Origin of the sequence: Chryseobacterium binzhouense, from assembly GCF_007474545.1 — a bacterium.
GTDB classification, from domain to species: domain Bacteria; phylum Bacteroidota; class Bacteroidia; order Flavobacteriales; family Weeksellaceae; genus Chryseobacterium; species Chryseobacterium binzhouense.
In genome coordinates this window covers 1-2,733 of the sequence record NZ_VKOG01000012.1, presented here as the reverse complement: position 1 = coordinate 2,733, position 2,733 = coordinate 1, and the positions used below count along the sequence as shown (strand labels likewise).

The following is a 2,733-nucleotide window of genomic DNA, read 5'->3' as shown; positions in this document are numbered from 1 at the left end:
GTACACCTTCAGGCTATGGTTATGATATCTGTAACGAATATTTTATTCCGGGGGAGATTGTTGCCAACAACACCTATTATCCTTTTGGGATGCTGTTTGATCATAATGTTCAGGCTAATAATGCAAATGCTTATAAGTACAAGTACAACGGCAAAGAACTCCAAGAGACCGGAATGTACGATTACGGGGCAAGATTTTATATGCCGGATATTGGGAGATGGGGTGTCGTAGATCCGCTTTCGGAGAAATATACAAGAATGTCACCTTACATCTATGTGGGAAACAATCCTGCACTGTTTGTCGATTATGACGGTAGAGACTTTGGTATGAGTGTAGACATGAAAAGAGGAACAATAACTATAACAGGAAATTATTATGCACTTAGTCGAGATATGAAAGCTGCGAATGGAGCAATTACAAAATGGAACAAGACAAGTGGTAATTATTCTTATAATTATAAAGACTCAAATGGCTTACAAAAATCTCTTAAAGTAATTTTTAAACTTACTGCCACAGAAGTAAAATCTACAGCAAAAGGCGATTTAAAAAACGCATTAGATACTGATAAATCTGGAACTGCAAATTCTTTCGCAGTTGATAATGATAGAATGAAAAGTGAAAAGTCAACTACTGATGGGATAACAATAAATGGCAAAAAGATAACTGTAAGATCAACTTCAAGTGATGATACGGGAGGACACGAAGTGGGACATACATTAGGACTTAGTGATGATCAAGCAATTTCCAGTGATATTATGACACATACTACAGAAAGTGGAGATACTATTAATTCTACTTACATACAAGATATCTTAAGTTATTTTGACGGTAACACAGCGAATCCTAATAAAGCAAGTGATAAAACCAAAATACCAGGAAATCCTAATAGTGTAATTATTGATACAACAAATAGTAATTTAAAAACCGATAAAGATTATGAAAACTTTAAAAAGGGAAAAGTCAAAGCTACACCTACAGAATAATTTATATGTACTATTTTTCCTATTTCTGTCAAACTTCTTATTTTCACAGAAATTCGAGGATTATTATTTAACTAATAAGTTGATAACTTTTAAAAATCCTATAATTATTGTTCCTAATAGTAACAAAGTTGGCATCTTTGTAGTTGAAAAAGAGGATTATGACAAACAAAAGAATCTTAATAAATTATTCACTAAGAAAAAAGCATTTCTTTTTGATAAGGACAACTTTCTTTATGAAATTTTTCGAGATATTAAAAAAACAAATTACGAAGAGGAAAATTATAATTACACTTTTAGAAAAGAGGAAGGCAATACAATAATTTTAGAATTAAATGAGAAAATCAAATCTTTTTACATAGGCTTTATAAAATTACAATATTATAATCATACTAATGCTTCTGCTCATGCAAGATATCCCTTTATAAAAAATACAAATGATTATGAACCTATTTTAATCCCTTACTTTCCAGACTAATGTTAATTAATATTGAATAATGCGTTAATATAAATATTTACAATTACAAGTACAACGGTAAGGAGCTACAAGAGACAGGCATGTATGATTATGGACAGCGTCAATATTTACCTGACATAGGTCGATTTAATCGTCTAGATAGATTTTCTGAAAAGTATTTTGATAAATCTGTTTATTCTTATGCAGCAAATAATCCTATTAAATATATTGATATAATGGGCGATAGTATCGTTATACCTAAATTTGAAGATAGAAAGAATATTTTAAAAGATATAAATTCTTTGGCAAAAGGGAATTTTGATGTTGATAAAAAAGGTAATTTAAAGATAGTATCATTAAACGAAACAAAAGATAAAAAATCTGTTGAATATAGAGATCAATTACTTTTAGCAATAAGAGATCCTGATAAAATTTCTTATCAGAATTGACAAAAAATATAAAATAAATGGTATTGAATACGATACCGATAAAGATGCCGGAGGAGGAGTTAGTTTAGTTAAAAGTAGTTCAAGTGGATCACGATCTATAGAAGTAATTGTATCTGGAAATGGTAATAAAGATGAAAAAGACACTTCCGGAAAAAAATTAAAACAAACATCCGCTGATATAGTTATGCATGAATTAGTTGGTCATGCTATCCCAGCAGCCGTTGGAACTAATACTGGTAATGCTGTTGATAATGAAAACAAAGTAAATGCCCAGATTCCAGGTAAAAAATTGCGACAATTAAATCCTAATCATACTGAATAAATATTATGAAAATACTAAATTCTTTTATATTAATATTATTTTTATTTCAAAATAATTTAGAGTCAAGTTATGACGGTCTTATTGGTACTTGGACAATTTGTAAGATTATAAGTAAGAAAGACGGTTTAACAGTAAATTTTAATACATGTCATGAAATAAATTTTAATACAAAAAACACAGGAAAATATATCATAGGCAGTAGAAAGTTTAAGTTTAATTGGTGCCTCAACAATGAATATTTGATTATAAATAAAAGAAAAGAAAAAGACAAATTTCTATCAACATATAATAATAAATATAATTATCAATTAAATATGATTAAAAAAGAATTAAAACTATCAGATAATGATTACATTTATATTTTGAGAAAATAAACTTAATCAAAAATGTGTAATCTAAATGGTTCTTCTTTTTGATAATATAGTTTTGTAAATTTACCAAGCAGATTACTCAGAACTCTGTGGTGACTAATTACACTTACAGAGCAGACGGAGTGAAAGTGAAGAAGCTCTTTGGAACTGTGCA

At 28.9% G+C, this 2,733-nt stretch carries 5 protein-coding genes; all 5 read left to right on the top strand.

What is annotated here, in order from left to right:
- The coding region (locus tag FNE73_RS16620) for an RHS repeat-associated core domain-containing protein (protein WP_143885676.1) at nucleotides 1-983 on the top strand (983 nt) is incomplete at its 5' end.
- On the top strand, nucleotides 937-1,458 hold the full coding sequence (locus FNE73_RS16615; protein WP_143885675.1) for a hypothetical protein: 522 nt from the start codon (nucleotides 937-939) through the stop codon (nucleotides 1,456-1,458). The genes FNE73_RS16620 and FNE73_RS16615, both read left to right, overlap by 47 nt.
- Before the next feature lie 29 nt (nucleotides 1,459-1,487).
- On the top strand, nucleotides 1,488-1,886 hold the full coding sequence (locus FNE73_RS16610; protein ID WP_317129891.1) for an RHS repeat domain-containing protein: 399 nt from the start codon (nucleotides 1,488-1,490) through the stop codon (nucleotides 1,884-1,886).
- Between the two features lie 184 nt (nucleotides 1,887-2,070).
- A complete protein-coding gene (locus FNE73_RS16795) occupies nucleotides 2,071-2,208 on the top strand; it encodes a hypothetical protein (RefSeq protein ID WP_185147376.1) in 138 nt (45 codons plus the stop codon).
- Between the two features lie 5 nt (nucleotides 2,209-2,213).
- Nucleotides 2,214-2,582, top strand: a complete 369-nt coding sequence (locus FNE73_RS16605) for a hypothetical protein (RefSeq protein WP_143885673.1) — start codon at nucleotides 2,214-2,216, stop codon at nucleotides 2,580-2,582.
- Nucleotides 2,583-2,733: the final 151 nt, after the last annotated feature.